The following is an 18889-nucleotide window of genomic DNA, read 5'->3' as shown; positions in this document are numbered from 1 at the left end:
GGGAGTAGAGCGAAACGCTCTGCTCCTTTTAACTTCAATCCTTACTCGCGTATAATGTAAAAATTTGTATTCCTTTTAAAGAATTGATAGCAGGAATTTACTGATATATGACGAATAATTCCAAAATCATGTAAAATAGTTAAATTATAAAAATGCTTACATCATTTGCTATGTAAATATAGTGTGTTAAATAATGAAAGTGATGAACCTTAGCCTGTATCTGGACACTTGGGTTAAGGGGAGCTGCTAGTGTAACCGGCTTTATTTTTTAGCTGACCGGTTTTTTATCGGTCATTTTTTATTTTATAAAATTGTCAATAAAGCAAGCGTACAAAAATCAAAGTAGGAGACTATAGCGCACATGGATAAGCCCAAATATTCAAAAATAATCAAGCTTTGCGCACTCATCTTGCTCATCTATTTTACCGGTATGAATCTGGCTTGGGCGGCACCAACACGCACCGATACAGAAGAACAAAATCGCAAAGCCCGCCAGGCTGAACAGGAGCGCAGCCAGCGTCAACAAGGGAACGATGTTTTCCTGCAAAAAGAAAAACGGGGTAGTGAATCCATCGTGCTGCCTGCTGAAACCCCCAGCTTCCCCATCAGTACCATCAACATAGCCGGTGATGAAGCAGGGCGTTTTCCCTGGGTACATGACATCACCAGCAAGTACCAGGGCCAGAAGATCGGCTGGCAAGGAATTAACCTCATCGTTAAAACACTTACCAACGCCTTTATCGACCGCGGCTATGTGACAACCAGAGTGCTCATTCCCCAGCAGGACATAGCAACCGGTGTGCTTACCCTGCAAGTTGTTCCCGGTACCATTAAAGACATTCAATTATCTGACCCTGCCGGCAGCGTCGACTGGAAAAGCGCCTTTCCCGCAAGACCGGGCGATATTCTTAACCTGCGCGACCTTGAGCAGGGACTGGAACAAATGAAACGCGTCCCTTCCCAGGATGCTGAGCTGCAGCTGCTGCCCGGGGACAAGCCCGGTGAATCCATCGTACAAATTACCGTTACCCGGACAAAACCCTGGAAAGTCATCCTGTCGTTAGACGACTCCGGCAGCAAAGCTACCGGTAAGCTGCAAGCGTCGGAAACCCTCTCGGTGGATAACCTGTTTGGTATCAATGACCTGTTCCACATCTCCTTTAACAAGGATGCCGAAAAAAATGGTTATCGCTATGGAACCCGGGGAGACAGCTTCAGCTATTCCGCTCCCCACGGCTACTGGACCTATTCCCTGTCCAGCTCGGTATATAAATACCATCAGACCATTGATAATTACGGCACAGCGTTTGTTGCCTCAGGACAGACCCGCAACCTTGAAGTAAAAGCAGAAAAATTAGTGTATCGTGACCAGACACGTAAAACCAGCCTGGCCTTCAGTGTCACCAAAGCTGCCAGCAAATCCTATATTGATGACACCGAAATTGAAATCCAGCGGCGTAAAACCACCGCCGCCAAACTGGCACTAAACCACAGGCAATACAACGGCCAGACCGTTGTTGACTATACCCTGGCCTACAAGCGGGGCGTACCCTGGTTTGGGGCCCAGGATGACCCGGCCGACAGTGCGCCCGGTGAGCCTACCACTCACTATAACCTCTGGACACTGGACGCCAGTCTCATAACCCCTGTCAGCCTCGGCAAGACCAAAGCCAGCTACAATGTTGCCTTACACGGGCAATATACCAAAAATCTGCTGTACGCCTCAGAATTTCTCAGTATCGGTAACCGTTATACCGTACGGGGCTTTGACGGCGAACAGACCCTGGCTGCTGAAAATGGCTGGTACCTGCGCAACGAACTCAGCATACCCCTCCAAGACTCTGGTTCCGAAGTCTACCTGGCGGTAGACGCCGGTCAGGTTAGCGGCGCCTCAGCCGACCAAACCCTTGGCAAAAGCTTAATAGGTTCGGCGTTAGGCCTGCGGGGCAACCTGGGCGGTGCCCTGTATGACGTATTTATCGGTACACCCATCAAACGGCCGTCCGGGATGAAAGTGCCGGAGCAAGTGCTAGGGTTCCAGCTGCTGTATCAAATCTAAAGACCTGTTTGGCATGATATTTCAAGGAGGAAATAGAATGAAGTTTTTTTCTTCAGGGAAGAGCAAACCTAAAACGCTGGTGGCATGGCTTACGCTGGTGCTGTTTAGTTTACAGCCGGCTTTGACAGCAGCCCAGGTAATCGTCGACGCCAACGCACCCAACGCTCACCGGCCGACAATAGATACGGCCCAAAACGGGACAACCGTCGTGCAAATTGCCAAACCGTCGGCGGCAGGCGTATCCCGTAACCTCTATCAGCAGTTTGATATCACCCAGAACGGCCTTATTCTTAATAACTCCTATAAACTATCCAAGACCCAACTGGCAGGCTACATACAGGGCAATGCCAACCTCGCGGGCGGTTCTGCCCGCATCATCCTCAACGAAGTAACCGGCCATCAGATCAGCCACCTGCGTGGCTACCTCGAAGTAGCCGGTCAGCGGGCCGATGTCATCATCGCCAACCGCAACGGCATTGTCGGCAACGGCTTTGGCTTCATCAACACCAACCGGGGTGTGCTCACCACCGGTACACCTGTATTTGGCGGCGGCGGCAGCCTGGAAGCCTTTCGCGTAACCGGTGGCCACATCAGTGTCGAAGGAGACGGCGTCAACGCCAGCGAGGCTGACCGCGTGGATCTCATCAGCCGGGCTGTCACCGTCAACGCCGGTATCTGGGCCCAGGAACTCAACGCTATCACCGGCAGCAACCAAGTCGACTACAACACCTTACACACCCACACCATCACCGGTGAAGATACCCAGCCCCTGGTGGCTCTGGACGTTAGTGCCTTAGGCGGTATGTATGCCAACAAAATTAAACTGGTAGGGACCGAACAAGGCGTCGGTGTCAACAGCCAGGGAACTCTGTCTGCCAATAGCGGCAGCCTTACCTTAACTAATGAAGGTAAAATCACTCTGGCAGGAACTACGTCTGCCTCCGGTTCTGTCCAGATATACACTGGGGAATCGCTAATAAATACCGGAATTCTATATGCACAAAATAACATGAAAATTACCGGTGGCGATATTATCGAAAACAGCGGCACCATGGCTGCCGCTAGAAATACAGACCTCACTGCCCAACGTGTCTCTTCTTCCGGTACGCTGGGGGCAGGTGTAGATAATAGGGGAACAGTTACAAATACCGGTAATCTGAACATTTCTGCCAGTAACACCTTACAGGCAAATGGCCAAAACATCGCAGGTGGAAACATAGTTATGAACGCTTCCGATATTGATCTTTCCAGTGCTAAGACATATGCCGGAAACAGAGCTGATCTTACTGCTGTTTTGGATAATATTAACAATATCGGCGGTACGCTGCAAGTAGCCGATACCTTAACCATTACTGCCAATGGAGCAGTCACAAATGATAAAAGTGCAAGTAACACAGCTAGTGAAATCAATGCCGGTCAATTGATAGTTCTAGCCGACAGTATTAGCAATAAAGGCGGTAAGCTAACCCAATATGGAGTAGATGCGACTACGATAAAAACGGTAAATGGTATTGACAATACAGGTGGGAATCTCGCTACAAATGGTAGCTCATTGACCATAAATGCCAATAGCCTGACAAATCGTGAGCAGGGAAGCATTACGGCTGATGGCGCTATGTCTATTACCGTTTCAGGAAATATTGACAACAATCAGGGTATAGTGGAAACTAGAAAAGGATTAACTGTTAATACTCAGTTTCTTGCCAACCAAGGAGGAACAATCGCTAACTTAGATAGCAGCGGCTTAACACTAACCGTTACAGGCGATGTCCAAAATGATGATGGATATATTGGTGGCAATGGCCAGGTTGGTGTAAATGCTAATAAGCTATCCAACGTTTCTGGTAAAGTTACGGCAAAAAGTGATCTCACGATAACGACTTCAGAAGGAATTGACAACACACTAGGGAATCTGTCTGCAGAACAGGATGTAATTGTTACTCAGAGTGCATCGCCCATGAATAACCGTCAAGGCATTGTAGGAGCCGGTCATACTTTGTCAGTTGTAGCATCAGAAGTCGATAACACCAGCGGAACAATGAGTTCCGGAGAAAATGCAACTTTAGCTGTGGATAAAATCAGCGGTGCCGGCGAAGTTATGGCTGGCCAGAATTTAACAATTCATGCGACTGGTGGTTTTACCAACGAAGCAGGAAATCAGCTTAAAGCCAATCGAGATATTTCGGTAACCGCTATTGGGGAAATCTCCAACCAAGGTACGCTAGAAGCCGTACGTAATTTAACTATATCAGGCAGCAAGATTATCAATGATGCTGGCGCAGCCATGATTGCGAATCATGCACTAACGCTTAATGCCACAGGGGATATTCAAAACCGTGGCGATATAATTGGTAACAAGGTCACTCTTACAGGAAACCGCATTGCTAATGATGGAAATAAAGCTTTGATTGTTGCAGTAGATCTTAACGGTGCGGATATCGACCCATTAAAAAAAGCCGAATTAAATCTGTATGCTGCCACTAGTCTGGAGAACAAAGATGACGCATCCATTTACAGCCAGGGTAACCTTAATATTGCGGGCAGTGCTGAAAAAGACGGCAATGGGCAATTTGCCATTAAAACCAGCAATGTGCTTAACCAATCAGCGAATATTGAAGCTGATGGAGATATTATTATTAGCGCTAATGAGTTGAGGAATAAATTAAAGTCTGTTACTTGGGAAGAGAGAACGATTTCAGAAACGAAGTATGACCAGAAGGGTATCCATACTGATTCTAGATATCCTAATCTATATGGTATTTCTTTAGGTTTAGAAGAAAAGCTAACAACTGCTAAGCGGTTGACTCCTGGTTTCCCTTCAGTTTGGCTTTTGTCTGAGACAGTATCTGAGAAGATAGTAAAGGCGGATTCCTCAATTAGTAGATTAGTCAGTGGTCAGAATATATTTTTGGATACTCTACTGATCAATAACGAATATAGCGTTATTGTTGCTGCTAAAGAGCTAAATACAGTCATTGGCGCTACTGTTAATAACACAGCATTAGGTAATCAACGAATGTTGAGAAGGCAATTGGTATATGCAGATGTAAGGGCCTATTTATCTGATAGAGAATTTAGAATAACAGATGATCGTTACAGGAGCCTTGGAATGGGGTGGTTTCGTAGTCCGGCCTTTTGGCATAACGGCGTAATTGGACAAGGCTATACAGACACAATCACCGAACAACTTCCAGGTGGTATTGCGGCTGTTTTCAGCGGCAATCAAAAAATCACTATCCAAGGCAGCGTTAATAACAGTGTTGTAGCTCCAGGAAGTGTGAATGGTACAAACCATCATGCTTTACTTCCCTCTGCTTCGACCGGGCCTATTTCCAATCCTCAGACGAATCATAGTGGAACGATAGTCTTGCCACAGAACGGTATGTATACAGTTCAGACTGAGCCTACGGCCCGCTATCTTGTGGAAACCAATCCCCGATTTGCTTCTTATAAAAACTTCATCACCAGTGACTATATGCTGCAACAGTTGAATATTGACCCTGCTACAACGATGAAGCGGTTAGGTGATGGTTACTATGAGCAAAAATTAGTTCGTGAACAAATAACCAGCCTTACGGGCCGGGTGTATTTGCCAGGTTATGATAACGCCGAAGCGCAATATAAAGCTCTGCTAGAAAACGGCGCTACTTATGCCAAAGCCTTCAATCTACAAGTTGGTATTGCACTGACAGCAGTGCAGATGGCTCAGCTTACATCCGATATCGTTTGGCTGGTTGAACAGGAAGTAAACGGTCAGAAAGTTCTAGTGCCTGTTGTATATTTGACGCAGGCTAACGCTACTAGCCTGCATGCTGATGGAGCCATAATCACCGGCGACCGTGTAATCATTACCGGTGATACGGTAAATAATAGCGGCACAATTAAAGCGATTCAGAGTGCAACCATTGATGCTCATAATGTAAATAATATCGGTGGTACCATTAACGGCGGTCAGGACACTACAATTAGCGCAACTGAGGATATTACAAACATAAGCGGTGTGATTGCCGGTAATAATATTAACTTAAATGCTGACCGGGATATCAAGAGCGAAACCTTTACTTCCACAACAGAACTCCCCTTCCTGCTCCGGACTTCGGCTGGCAATACGGCATCTATTATCGCCGGAGAAAACCTTATTATGGAAGCTGGCCGCGATATAGCTGTCAATGGCACAAACTTAAAGGCTGGTTCAGATATAGCCGCTGATGCTGGCCGTGATCTTACTATTGGCACTATTCAAACGCAAGAGCGTATGACGACTGGCAGTCGCTATCTTGAGGATACTATCACTAACGTGGTGAGCAATATTGAAGCTGGTAACAACATAACTATGACAAGCCAGCAAGATGCCACCCTAAGCGGGGCTCAGGTAAATGCAGGTGAAGACCTTACCCTAACTTCCTTAGCCGGCAATATTAACATTAGCGCAGTTAAAGATGAGGAATTGCTGGATAAAAAGGTTGGAACCAGCCGGAACTGGAAGCGAACCCGCACTGACGATGAAACCGTCATTGGCAGCACCCTGCAGGCAGGCGGCAACGTCAATATTACCGCGGTTAACCCGGAGACTCCTACCGCTAACGGCGGCAATATCACAATTGCCGGCAGCCATATTTACAGTGACAACGGAAAAATCTCCATCGAAGCCGATCAAGATGTAACCATTCAGGAAGTTAAGGAAAAACATGAGTCGCTCGTCCAGACTCATCGGAAAAAGAAAGGAACCTTCTCATCTAAAACCACAGATACTCTTGACTATGCCTTAGTCAACGAAGTACAAGGCAGCACCCTTTCCGGTGACTCGGTAACTATTAATTCCGGTAAAGACCTCACCGTTAAAGGCAGTAACGTCATTGGCACCAACGATATTATCCTTCATGCCGATGACAACATAACCCTGACTTCCGCTCAGGAAACCGGCAAAGAAGAACACTACAAACGCGTGAAAAAATCCGGCCTCTTCAGCGGCGGCGGACTCGGCTTCACCATCGGTAAGCAGACCCAGACGACAACCCTGAACGAGCAAGTCAAAGCCGAAGTCGGCAGCACTGTCGGCTCCCTGGCCGGTAATGTTACCGTCACGGCAGGCAACGATGTAAACAGTGCAGGCACCCTGATTGCCAGCGGCAACGACACTAATATCACCGGCAAAAACGTGACCATTGACAACACCACTAATACCTACGACAGCCAATACAAGTATGAATTTAAGCAGAGCGGCTTGTCTGTATCCCTGGGGGGAACTGTCGTAGACCTGGGTACAAACCTCGCCCATGACATAAACCGTGCAGGCGATGTCCAGGATAATCGCCTCCAGGCCCTCTATGGTTTCAAAGCCCAGCAGGACTTAAAGAAACTCGGAGATAAACTGGAAGGCAACTTCAAAGATGACCTGTCCATCAACGTCAGCATTGGCACAAGTAAAACCAAGTTCGAGCAAAACACCCATGTTGAGACCGTAAACACCTCCAACATAACTGCCGGCGGCGACGTCACCATTACAGGTACTGCAGGCGATGTCAATCTTAAGGCAACCAATATTAATGCCCATGATGTAACCCTTGATGCAGCGAAAAACCTTAATATCGGATCTGCCCAAAATGTTTCGCAAACCGACACCAAGACAAGCTCCTCCTCGGCTTCCCTTGGCGCTTCCTTTGGCTTGTCAGGAACCTTCAACGGTATCACCGGCAGTGTCGGCGCCAGCAAGGGCAAAGAAAATCAGTCAACCACGACCAATACCGAAAGCGTAATCAATGCCGACGGTACTGCGACCTTAAAGTCTGGAGACGATACCAATATAATCGGTTCTCAGATTACAGGCGAAAAAGTGGTTGCTAATGTTGGCGGCAATCTAACTATTATTAGTAAGCAGGATAGCGAGACCTACACCGAGAAAACTAAAGGCGGAAATATTGGCTTTGGTACAGGCAAAATTAGCGGTACTCATGGTTCTATCGGTACCGGTAAAATTAACTCTGATTACAATAGTGTTATTGATCAGGCAGGTATTTTTGCAGGTGAAGACGGATTTGATATCCATGTTGGTAAAAACACCGACCTGAAAGGCTCGGTTATTAGCAGTGAGGCTACACCGGATAAGAATAAGATTAGTACCGATACGCTGACATGGATGGATTTGCACAATAAGGCCAAATATAGCTCCAGTAGCATGGGCGTCGGCTATGCAGCAGGAAAAGATGCCAACGGAAAAGACATAGAAAAGAAAAACAAAGGGTTAACTCCCAATATTGGTGTAACGGCAAGCGGGGAAGCAGAGAGTACGACACAATCTGCTATTTCACCGGGGACCATTGAAGTACGGAGTAATCCAAATCAGGATTTGAGCGGATTAAGTCGTGATACCAGTAATACGCTAAATGCCTTGGGAAAAATCTTTGATAAACAAACAGTGCAAGAACAGCAGGAATTAGCAGGCTTATTTGGTGAAGAAGTATTTAAAGCAATTGGTAATCTGGGATTGCCGGAGGGTAGTCTTGAAAAAATCACACTGGACGCATTTGCCGGCGGTTTAATGGCCAAACTCGGTGGCGGTAGTTTTGCCTCAGGTGCTGCCGGGGCAGCTTTTAACCAAATCGTCATAAATGAATTGGCGAACATTAAAGATCCGGCACTCATGCAATGGGCCAGCGCGGTTCTGGGTGCTGCTGCGGCAAAAGTCGTGGGTGGTAGTGCTCAAACCGGGGCCAGTACAGCAGTTAGTGAGACAAAGAATAACTATCTATCGCATTGGCAGAAAGAGGAAAGAGCTAAACAGCTTGCGGCTTGCGAGAAAATTGAAGATCCTGAAGAAAGACAGAAAGCAAAAGAAAACATTGAAAAATACTGGACAGCAGTAGACTATGCGCAAGATGAAATAATGGATCCACTAGGTATAAGTGAAAGTACATTAAAAAAGATGGATCCGAAAGAACGAGATAGAATAGAGCAATTCATAGCTTCTAAAGCACAAGAAATGCTAACGAGCTCAAGCTCAGATGAGGTTTTAAATCTGCGCAAAATTAAGACATGGATAGCTTCTGTTCTTCCGGGATTTGGTACAGCTATAGCTTATAGTGAAGGAGATCTAGCTGGCGCTGGATGGTCCTTTGTTGGCGACATTGTTCCTGGAGAAAAAGTCGCGACTAAGCTTTTATCTGATGGTACAGCAATTGTCATGCATCTTGCGGATGATGGTGGTAAATTAGTAGTCAAAGAGGTCGAAAAAATTACATCTGCTTCATCGAGAAAATTAGGCGATAATCTAGTGGCGGCAGGCGTAGAACGACCAGATTATGCAAGTGCAGCCCATCATATAGTCGCAGGTAATTCTGTGAAAGCAAATGAAGCAAGGGCAATATTGCAGAAATATGGAATAGATATCGATGATGCTGCTAATGGGGTATTTTTACCTACAGTAAAAGATGTAAGTAATTCAGCATATCATCCTAGCCTGCATACTAATGCTTATTATGAAAAAGTTACAAACTTACTGCAAGATGTAACAACTAAAGAAGAAGCACTCGATATTTTAAACAAAATTTCGAACCAGTTAAAAAATGGGACATTCATGAATTAGAAAGGAGTTAAAATAAGTGTGAAGATATGGCATTTGATTGCGGATGTTGACAATTTCGAAAACTTAACGACACTAAAACAAGAGGATTGGGAAAAATTAAGGTTTGATGGAAAAAAACTTATTGACACTTGGACTCCTTTAGCTGTACGCGTAATAAAAGATAGTAAGAAAAGTGATACTCCTGGTCTATCAAGTGGTGCTCCTGTTTTAAGTCTAAAAGCAATATCGATTTTAAAAGATTTAATTGATGATGTCGTAGAGGTGTTACCTTTAGTATGTAGTGGTGGTGAGTATTATATTATTAATGTTCTTGATGTTGTAGATTGTATTGATTATGAAAGGGCGGATTTTGAAAGGTACAAGAGTTCAGGAAGAATTATGTTATTTAACAGGTATGCATTTAAACCAGAATGCGTGAAGGGTAAGCATCTTTTTAAGATTGTTGATGAGCCAGTACGCAGGCCTTTTGTTTCGGATGAATTTCGGAATAGGGTGATTGAAAGTGGCTTAGAAGGATTTAAATTTGAGCAAGTATGGGATTCTGAATTTTAATATATTCAAAGGTCAGTGGACGTAAAATCCACTGACCTCTCGATTGTTCGCCCGACATGGGCGGTTGCTATAGGGTGAAAATCCCGAACGGGCTTGGTAGTAGTAAGGGCAAAAGGGGACGTCAGACTGTGCGAAAACAAATTCCCATAATTTCCATTCACCACTTAGATATTAAAAACAGGCACTAACATTGAATTTAGAAGGACAAAGGGACGCCAGAGCGTGCGAAAATGCTATATCTTCAGTCTAAATGCCTACCAAAATGCTGATTTCATATAAAAATAGCGGCAATCATCAAATAGAAGTTAGGGACAAAGTAGGACAAAGGGACGCTCCTTTTTTGTCACGTATAGGATAGTGATGAATTATTAAGGTCCTTTATAGAGGAAACCGGCAGGACAAATATAAGCGAAGAAGAAATACATGAAGAATAATGCAGTAATACAGGCGGGCGGGAAATTCACGAAGTAGTAAGCTGGCCTAAAATAGAACGAGATTACGTAATTCGTCAGTTAAAAGAACAAGAAGGTTTATCTATTCGTCAAATTGAGCGGGCAACAGGAATATCACGCGGCGTAATAGAAAAAGTTGTCAAATAAGGAACGTCCCTTGATGTCCCTTTATAAGGTCCTTTATAGAGGAAACCGGCAGGACAAATATAAGCGAAGAAGAAATACGATGAAGAATAATGCAGTAATACAGGCGGGCGGGAAATTCACGCAATAATAAGCTGGTCTAAAATAGAACGAGATTACGTAATTCTTCAGTTAAAAGAAAAAGAAGTTTATCTATTCGTTAAATTGAGCGGGCAACAGGAATATCGCGGCGTAATAGAAAAAGTTGTCAAATAAGGAACGTCCCTTGATGTCATTTCAGGAACGTCCCTTGATGTCATTTCTTGATGTCATTTTGGTATTGAGTAACGAAACCCCATTGACTTACAGTCTAGACTGTCAACAAAGACATCAATAATTCGAACTGGATTATCATCACTAACCATTTCAGCCAGTGATGAAGGTATTAGGTTAATTTGATTTCTGTCCGTATGACTAGCAATGTATCGCGACACTCAATTCACCTCGGAATCTGATTTCTATACTCTTATTATATCATAGAAGCCTTGATTCCTCTTGCCTGTTGGGCTGTTTGCTAATCTGTTATTTTCGCACACTCTGACGCTCCTTTTGTCACGCATATGATAAGATACGTGTGATAAATATAGTAAGATTCTTTTAGCGGAAGCCGGCAGGACAAATATAAGCGAAGAAGAAATACGATGAAAAATAATGCAGTATACAGGCGGGCGGGAAATTCACACAATAATAAGCTGGTCTAAAATAGAACGAGATTACGTAATTCTTCAGTTAAAAGAAAAAGAAGTTTATCTATTGAGCGGGCAACAGGAATATCACGCGGCGTAATAGCAAAAGTTGTCAAATAAGGAACGTTCTTTGATACCTTTGATTGTCCCCAATACTCCCGTAATTAATGCTGTAGAGTGAGGTAAATATTGTGGAATATGATGTGTTAGTAAAGGGTTTAAATCCATGCGTTGAAGAAGAAGTTATAATTGAGGCAGATGGAATTGTCCTAACTTGTTTTGCTCCTTGGGGGTTTCCTGCTATAGAGGTAGGGAAAAAATATAAAGCAAATATTGGAGTTACTATTTTGGACAATTTGGGCATGAAAGAAACAGCGGATTCTTCAAATAGCTTTAAGCAAATTGGAAGTACTTTTGCATATTGCATTCGAGGAAAGTTTGATTTAGATTCTCGCATTCTAGATGCGGGGATTCAGATACGATTTGACGAGGATGAAGTAGATTTGCATGACTATGGATATTTAGATGGTAGATATGTGGAAATAAAAGTTGATAGGATAGATATAGAATTTGAATGACAGAGCTAAGTTGGCGCGTACTTTTTTCTCAACAGTATCAATAGAAGAGGTCAGTCTGACGTCCCTTTGTTCCTTATCTCTGACAGCCATCCATATTAAGATGATTCTGATTGCTTGCAATTGGTCAATTGATCAGCCGGTTAGGGTAGTTCCGAAATCACTTTGACTGGCTTTTCTTTATTGATGCGAGGGCAATGGCGGTTATATAGAAAAACAACCTTTAAAGACTTGCAACGCAAGGCTTTAAAGGTTGTGAAAAAGTGAAACTAACAGATCAGGCTGCTGACAAAAGCTTGGAGACGAATTGCAGCCATTGACGGGCCGCAAATGATAGATAGCGGTCTTTGTGCCAGATAATTGAAAGCTGTAAAAGAATCTGGGGATCATTAAAGGGTATTGATACGATTGTTTTTGGGTCAAATTGGTCGCATATTTTTCCGGGGAGCAGGGCAACGCCAAGGTTGGCTGCCACCATTTGGGTCATAAATTCACGCTGAGAAGTCTCACAAATGATTTTAGGTTGAAATCCAGCCAGCTTGCAACGGTTATGGATGTGGTCGTAGAGGCTAAAGTCTTCTCTGTAAAGGACAAAAGATTCATCTCTTAAATCAGCAAAATCAATCTGCTTGTTATTAGCCAACGGGTGCTCGGGATGGATGATTACTTTAAGCGGATCTTCGATAAATGAAAGGAATTCAAAAGTATCAGTTTTTGTAGGCGTGGTGCAGACAATGCCAATATCCAGCGTACCGTCATAAACACCTAATTCTACTTTTTTGGAACCGTATTCAACGAGTTGTAACTCAATATTGGAGTAGTTCTTTTTAAATTCGCCGAGGATGGGTGGAAGAATGCTGGACGCGGCGATGGGCGGAACGCCGAGGCGGATTTTACCTTTCTTAAGCTGGATGACATCGTCAAGTTTTACAGTCAAATTCTGAACTAGAGTTACAATTTGTTGAGCCTGTTCGACGATTGCTTGCCCGGCGTCTGTAAGCTCAAGCGGCTTCACGTTCCGGTTAATTAATACGACCCCCAACTCGTCTTCCAAATTTTGGATCATTTTGCTAATCGAGGGTTGGGTTATGTACAAAGTAGAGGCAGCTTTGCTGAAACTACCTTGGCGAATCACTTCGAGGAAGTATTCCAGATGATGAATATTCAATTCTTTTCACCTTCTTTACGTTCATTTTAGTATAGTTAAAAGCAATATACAACATTAAAAAAATAAAATTTATCTATAGTAGAACGATTGAAGGCATCTTTTCACAGTTTTGTTTCTTTATTTTATGTTAAAACCCCCTAAAGTAGCCGCTCTATTTTACCGCAACTACTTTAGGGGGTACTTTGCTGTCTCTAAGTGATTCTTGCCGTTAATTTACGATATTCACAGGCTTCCCTTGGGAAAACGCGGTAATATTGACGGCAACCAGATTGAACAGGCGCTGGCGTGATTCAAAACGCCTCCAGCCGATGTGAGGGGTCATGATGACGTTATCCAAATGGAATAAGGGATTGTCCGGAGTCGCCGGCTCGACTTCCTGAACGTCAAGTGCGGCACCGGCAAGTTTTCCTGTCTTAAGAGCTTCGACCAAATCAGCCTCATTGACCAGCGGTCCGCGTGAAGTATTGACGAGATAGGCAGAAGGCTTGACAAGGTTCAGTGTTTCTTTATTGATGATATGTTTCGTCGACGGCATCAGCGGGCAGTGGAGGGAAATAAAATCACTATTTTTGAGTAACTCCTCTAACTGAACATACTGGACAGCGGCGTCGCCCCAGGGCTGCGGAAACGGATCACAAATAAGTACATTCATACCTAGTGCCAGCCCGGCTTTTATTGTTTGCCTGCCGATGGCACCGCCGCCAATTACCCCGAGGTTTTTGCCAAGCACCTCATAATGGGGTACCTGCAGGTACTTTGAAAAGTTATCGTAATTGCCTTTGTCCAGCATCTTTTGCTGGAGGTGCAACGACGCACTTAACATTAATACAAATGTGATCGCCAGATGGCCAACAGATTCGGTACTGTATGAAGGTACATTACAAACGGCGATGTTCTTTTGCTTGGCAGCGTCAAGGTCGATGTTGTTAAAGCCTGTTCCTGCTTCGCATATAAGCTTTACCGATGCCGGGAATTTCAGAATGAGATCCCTGCCGATAGACATTTCCTTGGTAATAACAACTTCTTGCCCTTGAACCCGTTCCAGAATTTGTTCGTCGGTGACGGTATCATCGTATTTCGTGAATTCGGTTGCTTCCTCAAATTTTGAATAATCTAGTTTTTGATCAAAATCAACTTTGGCCGAGTTGAGAAAAACGGTTTTCATTTTCATCAGAATACACTCCCTTTGAAATAATATCATATTCTGCGTCCAAAACACCTATTAATATACCATCAAAAGTCAAACCGGTAAAATAGAATATTGGCATAGTCAGTATGCTTTAATACAATAGCCATATCCTCCATCAAACCGGAGGATTTTCGAATTTTCGGGAGAAATTCATTCTTGTAAGAGCTTGATATTTATTTCACAATTTGTCATCGAAAAGGAGGTTGTATTTGACCGAATTTGCTATACAGCAGGGCAAGCAAAAAGATGGTTTCTATTTGCAATTGTTTAGTCATGCTTGCACCTAAATGTACCCCAGTACAAAAAAACAAAGGAAAGGATTGATAATATGCAGTGGCTACATAACTACTCAGCTTTAGGAGACAGCCTCGGCCTCACCGCTATAACAGTATCGATTCCGATTTTTTATCTTTTTTGGGCTCTTGCCGTTAAACGAATGAAAGGACATATTGCCGGCCTAACCACTTTGCTGCTTACCATTGTCGTTGTAGTTGTTGTTTACGGTATGCCGGTAAATGTCGCTATTTCCGCCTCGGTACTTGGAATGCTCAACGGGCTTTTTCCGATTGGCTGGATCATTCTTACTGCGGTATTTTTATACAATTTGACCGTGGAAACAGGACAATTCGACATTATAAAAAGCTCTATTTCTTCTTTGTCACCTGACCGGAGAATTCAAGCCTTGCTGGTTGCTTTCTGCTTTTCCGCATTTATGGAAGGTGTTGCCGGTCAGGGTGCGCCGGTGGCTGTTGCTGCAGCAATGTTAATCGGTTTAGGCTTTCCCGCGCTGCCTGCCGCAGCTATCTGCCTTGTCGGCAACACGCCCCCTGTTCCTTTTGGTCCTGTGGGTACGCCGACCATTATGATGGCTACCGTTACTGAACTCCCCAACTCGATTGTCGGGAGGGCTATCGGCTTGGATATGACGATTTTAGCTCTTGTTATCCCGATTTTTATGCTGGTGGTTGTAGCCGGACGGAAGAACGTCATGGGAGCTTTGCCGGCGGCTCTGGTCGCCGGCATCAGTTACGCAGTCACTAACCATCTGGTAAGTCAGAACTTTGGCCCAGAGCTCCCGGCTATTTTTTCATCCTTCGTGTCCATGATCTGCTTAGTAGTCTTTCTCAAGTTCTGGAAGCCCGCTACGATCTGGCGTTTTCCCAACGATTCGGACATTGCGGAAGATTCTACCCATCGATATAGTGCCGGACAAATCATCAAGGCCTGGTCGCCGTTTATCATCCTTATGATTGTTATGGGCATCTGGGGAACGCCTGCGTTCAAAGCCTGGGTCGCCCAAGAGCTTAAGTGGTTCATTACAATTCCCTCCTGGCCTGGTCTGGACGGAATCGTATATCGTGCGGCACCCATTGTGGCTGTGCCGTCAAAATACGCAGCCAGCTACCGGATGGACTTTTTCTCTGCCGCCGGGACGGCAATGCTGATTTCTGCTATACTCTCCATGGTTGTGCTGGGTCTCAGCCCGGCTGCAGGTGTAAGAGTATTCAAAAAAACCTTTAACCAACTCATGTATTCCCTGATTACTCTGACTGCGGTTCTTGGCGTTGGTTTTTTGGCTAACTATTCCGGTATGTCGTACACCCTCGGCCTTGCTTTCGCCACCTATACCGGCATGTTCTTCCCGATTTTCTCCCCGGTCATCGGTTATCTCGGGGTGTTCCTGACCGGCTCGGTCACTTCTTCTGCCGCCCTGTTCGGAAAGCTGCAGCAAGTAACAGCCTCCCATCTGGGTCTTAATCCCCTGTTGACCATATCTGCAAACCTGTTCGGCGCCGTTATCGGTAAACTTATTTCCCCTCAGTCGATAGCTGTGGCCTGCGCTGCTACTGGCCTTGTCGGACGGGAAACTGATATTTTCCGGCTGACGGTGAAATATTCGATCTATCTCCTGCTGTTCGTTATTGTTATCATTTTACTGCAAGCTTGGGCATTCCCGAATATATTGCCAAAGATTGCAGCGGTCATGCTTACCCAATACTCATGATAGTTGCTGCAGTTAAGCGTTACCCCAGGAAAATCTGACAGAGGGGAATCCGCACAAAAAAGAAAAGACAGTAAAAGTCTTGAAAAATTAGTATATACTCTCTAGGCAGACCGAGTTTAAAATCTCATAAAGAACCATAAATACCTCAACGATAGAAGTGTTTATGGTTCTTTACTATTAGAGTTTGTTGCAAAAGGGTCTGCGGCTAATTTCCGAAATTGCCGGTGCAGTCTTCACAGGCTCATATATAAGCCAATCGCTCGGAAGGTGGCTCATATGTGAGTCTGCGGGAAGGTGCGGTTCTCTGCGGAACGGCTGCTGAAAAAGGCGGCGCAGCCCGATAACACGCCAAAACCCCGGAACCGGCTTTTCAATACCGGGTCTTTCCCTGCTTATTGGCATAAAAAATGCATAAATTATTGCAATCTTAACTACTATCATGCCAATTTAAGGGGGAGGACAAATATGCAGCAAAATTTCGATCAAGATATTCTTGATGCAGTTTTACGGGCCTATCCTATCTTTCTGCAGTCTCTGCCATACAACATTGGAGTAACAATCACAGACAGGGAAAAATACCTGGTATACAAACCGGCAGACCGGTTGCAGTTAAACCTGCCCGTAGGTCAGCCAATCCGGGAAGGCAGCCTTGTCGATAAAGCCATGAAAGAAGAGCGGAAGATCTTCTTGAAAGTTGACAAGTCGGCCCGCGGCTTGCCCTATATCGGCTGTGCTCAGCCAATCCGGGACGAAGGCGGCCGGGTAGTGGGCGCTTTCGCCACTTCCATGCCTGTCGACACCTATGAAAAAACCAAAGATATGGCCTGCAATTTAAATAATCAGGTCAAAACCCTTGCCGAGACATGTGAAACGATATCCGGTCAGACTGAAGAAATTACGGCAATCATCAATATGCTGCTGCAAACGGCGAAAGATTCCCAGCAACAAGCCAAAGAAACGGAACAAGTGCTGTTATTGCTGAAGGGAATTGTTTCGCAGACAAACCTGCTTGGCCTGAACGCCAGTATCGAAGCGGCAAGGGCAGGAACATCGGGTCGGGGCTTTCAGGTAGTGGCCGAGGAAATCCGGAAATTGGCTACAACCGGATCGTTGTCTGTTAAAAACGTTGTGGACATTGTCAGTATTATCCAGTCAAACAGTATCAGAGTCACGGAGGAAGTTACTTCAGTTGAACAGGCAGTGGTTAATATCGCGAACGCTATGCTGAGCCTAACGGCGATCACGCAGGATGTCAGCGTTTTGGCTGGGGAACTGGATAATGTGGCTAACGAACTTTGTGAGCAACTCTGACATGTATCTTCTTAATCAATCATTGTATTCCGGCTGCCAGCTCTTACAGACGTCCACCCATTCGAGGGCCTGCGCATACCGGTAGAGTTCGTCACAATTGAGTTCTATAGCTGAGCTGCTGCTGCCGCAGGCGGGGAAAACCGTGGCAAAACGCTTAAGGGAAATATCCAGGCAGGTTTTAACACCGGCCGGGTTGGCAAAAGGGCATACCCCGCCGACAGCATGGCCGGTCAACTGGGCAACTTCATCCGGAGTGAGCATCTTGGGCTTTAAACCAAAATGCCGTTTGAATTTGCCGTTATCCACCTTGGCGTCGCCGGCAGCGACTACCAGAATACAATTGCCGTCGGTATTGTTTTGAAAGGAAAGTGTTTTGGCGATACGGGCCGGCTCTACATTCAGTGCTTGGGCCGCCAGGTCCACTGTAGCGCTGGAAACGGCAAATTCCCGCACATCCTGAGCCCTGCCCAGAGCGGCAAAATACATTTTAACTGTTTCTAATGACATAAAGCATGTCTCCTTTACAAAAAAAATAAAAACAAGCCGTAATTACTGTTAAATCATATACTAGCTTAATTTTTACAAAATGGCAAATCCACTCCCGGGTAAAACAGTAAAACCCCGCCTCCAACAGAGGCGGGGCACAGGGATGGCTTTTACAGCTTGATGGTCCGCGAGCCGCCTTTCATGTCACTGAAGGTTGCTTCCGCATCTTCAATGTAAAACAGTTCAAACAGGGAATCGTCCACGCTGTACATGTTTTTAAGCATCGGCATGGCATCAAGGGCAGCCTGTTTGGTTTGTCTGGTGGTATTAAACACGGCCTTGCCTTTTAAACGCAGCCATTCGTTCGTTTTTGAAGTTGTGCATACTTCAAAATTAGGATTGGCTTTAAGCTGCCGGAAGACAGGCTTTTGGTTGCTGGTGCAGAAATACAGTTTGCCTTCAAAGTTCATGGCAAAGCCGAAAGGCCGCACCTTGGGAATATTGCCCTCCACCGTAGCCAGGTAAAACACGGGATTGTCTTTCAGAAATGCTAGCACTTCATCCATGAATCAACACTCCTTACTTTAATTTTATTTATGGTAATATTATACAATAACGATACCAAGAATCAAGTGGTTTAT

Annotated in this window: 10 protein-coding genes and 1 riboswitch; of the genes, 6 read left to right on the top strand and 4 right to left on the bottom strand. The window is 44.9% G+C overall.

Translation table 11 applies throughout. The features are described 5' to 3' along the window. Positions 1-188 precede the first annotated feature (188 nt). Positions 189-270: riboswitch (cyclic di-GMP riboswitch) on the top strand. A gap of 91 nt (positions 271-361) precedes the next feature. The 4 genes from SPSPH_RS13620 (at position 362) to SPSPH_RS13605 (ending at position 12092) form a co-directional block, all read left to right on the top strand. Then, a complete protein-coding gene (locus SPSPH_RS13620) occupies positions 362-2059 on the top strand; it encodes a ShlB/FhaC/HecB family hemolysin secretion/activation protein (protein ID WP_075756647.1) in 1698 nt (565 codons plus the stop codon). Positions 2060-2096: 37 nt separating this feature from the next. Then, positions 2097-9641 carry a hemagglutinin repeat-containing protein gene (locus SPSPH_RS13615; protein ID WP_075756648.1) on the top strand — a complete coding sequence of 2515 codons (7545 nt, stop codon included), beginning with the start codon at positions 2097-2099 and terminating at the stop codon, positions 9639-9641. 18 nt (positions 9642-9659) lie between these two features. Continuing rightward, positions 9660-10193 carry an imm11 family protein gene (locus SPSPH_RS13610; RefSeq protein WP_075756649.1) on the top strand — a complete coding sequence of 178 codons (534 nt, stop codon included), beginning with the start codon at positions 9660-9662 and terminating at the stop codon, positions 10191-10193. A gap of 1512 nt (positions 10194-11705) precedes the next feature. Then, entirely contained in the window at positions 11706-12092 is a 387-nt protein-coding gene (locus tag SPSPH_RS13605; RefSeq protein ID WP_075756650.1) for a hypothetical protein, read from the top strand. Between the two features lie 274 nt (positions 12093-12366). On the opposite strand, the gene SPSPH_RS13600 is transcribed toward SPSPH_RS13605, so the two are convergent. Both SPSPH_RS13600 and SPSPH_RS13595 read right to left on the bottom strand, forming a co-directional pair. Next, on the bottom strand, positions 12367-13257 hold the full coding sequence (locus SPSPH_RS13600; protein WP_075756651.1) for a LysR family transcriptional regulator: 891 nt from the start codon (positions 13255-13257) through the stop codon (positions 12367-12369). A 208-nt stretch (positions 13258-13465) separates the two neighbouring features. Then, positions 13466-14428: a 2-hydroxyacid dehydrogenase gene (locus SPSPH_RS13595; RefSeq protein WP_075756652.1), complete on the bottom strand. Its 963-nt coding sequence runs from the start codon at positions 14426-14428 to the stop codon at positions 13466-13468. A gap of 346 nt (positions 14429-14774) precedes the next feature. On the opposite strand from SPSPH_RS13595, the gene SPSPH_RS13590 reads away from it, so the two are divergent. Both SPSPH_RS13590 and SPSPH_RS13585 read left to right on the top strand, forming a co-directional pair. Further along, entirely contained in the window at positions 14775-16451 is a 1677-nt protein-coding gene (locus SPSPH_RS13590) for an L-lactate permease (protein ID WP_075756653.1), read from the top strand. Positions 16452-16916: 465 nt separating this feature from the next. Then, positions 16917-17762 carry a methyl-accepting chemotaxis protein gene (locus tag SPSPH_RS13585; RefSeq protein ID WP_075756654.1) on the top strand — a complete coding sequence of 282 codons (846 nt, stop codon included), beginning with the start codon at positions 16917-16919 and terminating at the stop codon, positions 17760-17762. 15 nt (positions 17763-17777) lie between these two features. On the opposite strand, the gene SPSPH_RS13580 is transcribed toward SPSPH_RS13585, so the two are convergent. Together SPSPH_RS13580 and SPSPH_RS13575 are read right to left on the bottom strand one after the other, a co-directional pair. Then, positions 17778-18269, bottom strand: a complete 492-nt coding sequence (locus SPSPH_RS13580) for a YbaK/EbsC family protein (RefSeq protein WP_075756655.1) — start codon at positions 18267-18269, stop codon at positions 17778-17780. Between the two features lie 149 nt (positions 18270-18418). Then, complete coding sequence (locus SPSPH_RS13575) at positions 18419-18814, bottom strand: pyridoxamine 5'-phosphate oxidase family protein (RefSeq protein ID WP_075756656.1); 396 nt, start codon at positions 18812-18814, stop codon at positions 18419-18421. Positions 18815-18889 lie beyond the last annotated feature (75 nt).

Source organism: Sporomusa sphaeroides DSM 2875 (assembly GCF_001941975.2).
Classification (GTDB): Bacteria; Bacillota; Negativicutes; order Sporomusales; family Sporomusaceae; genus Sporomusa; species Sporomusa sphaeroides.
This window is presented reverse-complemented; position numbering and strand designations above follow the sequence as displayed.

What these genes read in the sequence shown, in the direction of transcription:
- SPSPH_RS13620 (WP_075756647.1), top strand. Translation starts at nt 362, where the DNA reads ATGGATAAGCCCAAATATTCAAAAATAATCAAGCTTTGCGCACTCATC.
- SPSPH_RS13615 (WP_075756648.1), top strand. Translation starts at nt 2,097, where the DNA reads ATGAAGTTTTTTTCTTCAGGGAAGAGCAAACCTAAAACGCTGGTGGCA.
- SPSPH_RS13595 (WP_075756652.1), bottom strand. Translation starts at nt 14,428, where the DNA reads ATGAAAATGAAAACCGTTTTTCTCAACTCGGCCAAAGTTGATTTTGAT.
- SPSPH_RS13590 (WP_075756653.1), top strand. Translation starts at nt 14,775, where the DNA reads ATGCAGTGGCTACATAACTACTCAGCTTTAGGAGACAGCCTCGGCCTC.
- SPSPH_RS13585 (WP_075756654.1), top strand. Translation starts at nt 16,917, where the DNA reads ATGCAGCAAAATTTCGATCAAGATATTCTTGATGCAGTTTTACGGGCC.
- SPSPH_RS13580 (WP_075756655.1), bottom strand. Translation starts at nt 18,269, where the DNA reads ATGTCATTAGAAACAGTTAAAATGTATTTTGCCGCTCTGGGCAGGGCT.
- SPSPH_RS13575 (WP_075756656.1), bottom strand. Translation starts at nt 18,814, where the DNA reads ATGGATGAAGTGCTAGCATTTCTGAAAGACAATCCCGTGTTTTACCTG.